At 64.3% G+C, this 4,242-nt stretch carries 4 protein-coding genes; all 4 read right to left on the bottom strand.

Features of this window, described 5'->3' with window-relative positions:
* Nucleotides 1-56: 56 nt before the first annotated feature.
* Nucleotides 57-1,559, bottom strand: a complete 1,503-nt coding sequence (glpK, locus tag ACTHLF_RS01160; RefSeq protein WP_440324105.1) for a glycerol kinase GlpK — start codon at nt 1,557-1,559, stop codon at nt 57-59.
* An 11-nt stretch (nt 1,560-1,570) separates the two neighbouring features.
* Nucleotides 1,571-2,410 (bottom strand): MIP/aquaporin family protein, encoded by an 840-nt coding sequence (locus tag ACTHLF_RS01165; protein WP_440324110.1) that lies wholly within the window; start codon nt 2,408-2,410, stop codon nt 1,571-1,573.
* 42 nt (nt 2,411-2,452) lie between these two features.
* Nucleotides 2,453-3,967, bottom strand: a complete 1,515-nt coding sequence (gene glpD / locus ACTHLF_RS01170) for a glycerol-3-phosphate dehydrogenase (RefSeq protein ID WP_440324107.1) — start codon at nt 3,965-3,967, stop codon at nt 2,453-2,455.
* 68 nt (nt 3,968-4,035) lie between these two features.
* Nucleotides 4,036-4,242, bottom strand: a 207-nt coding sequence (locus tag ACTHLF_RS01175; RefSeq protein ID WP_440324108.1) for a hypothetical protein, incomplete at its 5' end; no start/stop codon positions are given.

A 4,242-nucleotide genomic window follows, 5' to 3' on the forward strand; every position in this document is an offset into this window, starting at 1 on the left:
ATGGGGGCTCTCGCACTACCCATCGCGCGCAAGCGCGCTCCCACAACAGCGGCGTTTTAGTTGCGGGGTTTGAAGCCCATCGTCGCGTTCACCGCCTGCTTCCAGCCTTCGTACAGGTCGTCGCGGGTTTCCTTCGTCATCGACGGCTTGAACTCGTGGTCGACGGCCCAGCGTTTGGCGATGTCTTCCTTGCTCTTCCAGAAGCCGACGGCAAGGCCCGCGAGATAGGCGGCGCCCTGTGCGGTGGTTTCCTGCACCTTCGGACGCAGTAGCGTGACGTCGAGGATGTCGGCCTGGAACTGCGCCATGAAGTCGTTGGCGATGGCGCCGCCGTCCGCACGCAGCTCCTTCAGCTCGATGCCCGAATCACTCTGCATCGCCTCGAGCACATCGCGCGTCTGGTAGGCCATCGATTCGAGGGCCGCACGGATGAACTGTTCCTTCGTGGTACCGCGGCTAAGTCCGAACACGGCGCCGCGCACATCGCTCTTCCAGTAGGGCGCGCCGAGGCCGACGAACGCGGGAACGAAGTACACGCCATCCGTATCCTTCGCGCGTTCCGCGTACTGCTGCGAATCGGAGGCCTTGCCGAGCATGCGCAGGCCATCACGCAGCCACTGGATGACGGAACCCGCGACGAAGATGCTGCCTTCGAGCGCGTATTCGACCTTGCCGTCGAGGCCCCACGCGATGGTAGTCAGCAGGCCGTTCTTCGATGGCACTGCTTTCTCGCCGGTGTTCATCAGCATGAAACAGCCGGTGCCGTAGGTGTTCTTCGCCAGGCCGGGTTCGAAACATGCCTGGCCGAACAGCGCCGCCTGCTGGTCGCCGGCGATGCCGGCGATAGGCACTTCGCGCCCGAAGAAATGCTTTGCCAGCGTGTTGCCGTACACCTCGCTGGACGACTTCACTTCCGGCAGCATCGCGCGCGGAATATTGAGCATCTTCAGCAGCTCGTCATCCCATTCGCGCTTGTAGATGTTGTAGATGAGCGTGCGCGAGGCGTTGGTGTAGTCGGTGACGTGGACCTTGCCGCCGGTGAGGTTCCAGATGACCCAGGTATCGATGGTGCCGAACAGCAGTTCGCCCTTCTCCGCGCGTTCCTGTGCACCTTCGACATGGTCGAGGATCCAGCGGACCTTGGTGCCGGCGAAGTAAGCGTCGATCAGCAGGCCGGTCTTCTCCCGGACCATCTTGTCGTAGCCGTCCTTCTTCAGCTGCTCGCAGATATCCGCGGTCTGCCGGGACTGCCAGACGATGGCGTTGTAGATCGGCTGGCCGGTGGCCTTGTCCCACACCACCGCGGTTTCGCGCTGGTTGGTGATGCCGATGCCTTCGATGCAGGACGCATCGATACCGGAGCTGCTGATGACTTCGGTCATCGTCGAGAGCACGCTGGTCATGATCTCGCGCGGGTTGTGCTCCACCCAGCCCGGCTGCGGAAAGATCTGCGGGAACTCACGCTGCGCGGTGCCGGCGATGTTGCCGTCGTGATCGAACAGGATGGTGCGCGAGCTGGTCGTGCCCTGGTCGATCGCCAGGATGTATTTCTTGTCCATGGCAGGCCTCGTTAACGGTTGGGGTTGGATGCGTTGCGACCAGCCGCCTGGCGCGCTTCTTCAAGCGCACGCTGGCGGGCCGGCAGGAAGGGATGGATGAGCAGCTGGTACGCGCCACCGCCGATGACACCGCCGATCAGCGGGCCGACGATCGGCACCCACCAGTAGTTGTCCGGCGACGGCAGGGCCGAGGAACCCCAGCCGGCGAAATAGGCGAACAGGCGCGGGCCGAAGTCACGGGCCGGGTTGATCGCCCAGGCTTCGAGGTAACCCATGGAGGCGCCGATGGTGGCGACCAGCAGGCCGATGATCAACGCACCGCTGTTCGCGCCGGGCGCGGTCTCGTTGTACTGCTCGGTGATGGCGAAGATGCCGAACAGCAGGAACGCGGTCAGGATGATCTGATCCGAGAGTGCGTGCATCGGCGTGACGGCCAGGCCCGGGTGGGTGAAGAACACGCCCGCGGCACCGCCTGCTTCGCGCGTCAGGTTATGCGTTTCGTTGAAGTGGTCGATGACCGGCCCGAACAGGGCGTAGACGATGGCTGCGCCCAGGAAGGCGCCGATGACCTGGGCGACCCAGTACGGCACCACCTTCTTCCACGAGAAGTCGCGGAACAGCGCCAATGCCAGCGTGACCGCGGGATTGGCGTGCGTCCCGGACACCGAGGCGGTGGCATAGATGGCGATGGTGACGGCAAGGCCCCACGCGATACACACGCCCCAGTAGGCGTTGAGGTAGGGACTCGGGTCGTAGAGCACGTACATGCATGCCACGGAATCGCCGAACGCGATGATGATGAACATCGCGACCGCTTCTGATATGAGTTCGCCAATCTGTTGCCGCATGATCCGTCTCTCCATCGGTTTCATGGTGGGTGTGGCGCGGGGGCGCTACGGGGTGGTCGAATTCCCTTTCGGGACGCGTTTTTCCAGGTATTCGGTAAGCCGGCGCACATCGTCCGGCCCGACGCGCAGGCCGATCTTGCTACGCCGCCAGAGGATGTCCTCGGCCTCGGTCGCCCACTCGTGGCGGACCAGGTAATCGACTTCGGCCTGGTAGAGGTCCGACCCGAAGTGCGTACCCAGCGCCTCGATGCCATTGGCCTCACCGAGCAGGTCGCGTGCGCGGGTGCCGTACATGTGGGTAAGGCGCCAGGCGAAGGTTTCCGGCAACCACGGGCGGGTGGCGCGCAGGTCATCCGTCAACGCATCGATGTCGCGTTCACCACCGCCCGGGAGCGGCCGCGCATCCGCGGTCCACGCCGGCGTGTCGTTGCCGAGCAACGGTGCCAGCTTGTCGATCGCTTCTTCGGATAGCTTGCGGAACGTGGTGAGCTTGCCGCCGAACACGTTGAGCAAGGGTGCGCCGCCGGTCTGGTCGATGTCGAGCAGATAGTCACGCGTGACCTCGGAGGCGCTGCCCGCTTCATCCTGCAGGAGGGGACGCACACCGCTGTAGCTCCAGACCACATCCTTCGGGGTGAGCTGCTTCTTGAAGTAACGGTTCACCGCTTCGCACAGGTACTGGGTTTCTTCCGCATCGATGGTGGGGTGCGAGGGATCCGCCTTGTACTCGATATCGGTGGTGCCGATCAGCGTGAAGTCGCGCTCGTAGGGGATGGCGAAAACGATGCGCCGATCGGGCTGCTGGAAGATGTAGGCGTAGCGATGGTCGTAGATCTTCGGCACCACGATGTGGCTGCCCTTGATCAGGCGCAGCGTGTGGCTGTGTTTCACATGGGCCACTTCATCCAGGAAGCTGGCGGCCCACGGGCCAGCGGCATTGACGAGTGCACGCGAGCGCACGAAGTGGCGGGTACCGTCGCGCTTCTCGAGTTCGGCGATCCAGCCATCGCCATCGCGCCGGGCGCTGATGCACTTCGTATGCGTTTCGATCTTCGCGCCGCGGTGGACGGCATCCATGGCGTTCAGTACCACGAGGCGGGCGTCCTGCACCCAGGCATCGGAGTAGACGAAACCCTGTGTGAATTCCGGGCGCATGGGCTCGCCGGTGACGTGCTTGGCAAAGCGCACGCGACGCGAGCCCGGCAGCGTGCGGCGGCCACGGCCGAGGTGGTCGTAGAGGAACAGACCGATGCGGATCATCCACGCCGGGCGCAGGTGCGGTTGGTGCGGGAGGACGAATCGCAGGGGCCAGATGATGTGCGGTGCAGCCCTCAGCAACACCTCGCGCTCGGCCAGCGCCTTGCCGACGAGGGCGAACTCGAACTGCTCGAGATAGCGCAGCCCACCGTGGATGAGCTTGGTCGCTGCGCTCGAGGTGTGCGAGGCCAGGTCGTCCCGTTCGCACAGCCAGACACTCAGCCCGCGGCCTACCGCGTCGCGCGCGATACCCACGCCGTTGACGCCACCACCGATAACCAGGACATCGACCTGCTCGACCATCACACGCTCCGCTTAGCTTGGGGGCGAGCGGGCCGGGGTGGGTACCCTGCGTTCGGGTACGTTCGTTTTTACGAAATCTCGCGCGGCACTTGCGCAATTACGAACATTTCACACCACGAGCCATCACTCGCCTGCGTCAAAGGAGCATATTCGAACATAAACGAACATCGCACGCTGCACTGCAGCGAGAACGCCCGCCGCTCCGCCGGGCAGCGTACCGTGCGGGCGTGGGCGGGCGCTTGCGCGGGATCACCCTGCGAGGCGTTGTGTGGGAG

Origin of the sequence: Luteibacter sp. (genome assembly GCF_051958795.1) — a bacterium.
Taxonomy (GTDB): Bacteria; Pseudomonadota; Gammaproteobacteria; order Xanthomonadales; family Rhodanobacteraceae; genus Luteibacter.

What these genes read in the sequence shown, in the direction of transcription:
- glpK (WP_440324105.1), bottom strand. Translation starts at nt 1,559, where the DNA reads ATGGACAAGAAATACATCCTGGCGATCGACCAGGGCACGACCAGCTCG.
- glpD (WP_440324107.1), bottom strand. Translation starts at nt 3,967, where the DNA reads ATGGTCGAGCAGGTCGATGTCCTGGTTATCGGTGGTGGCGTCAACGGC.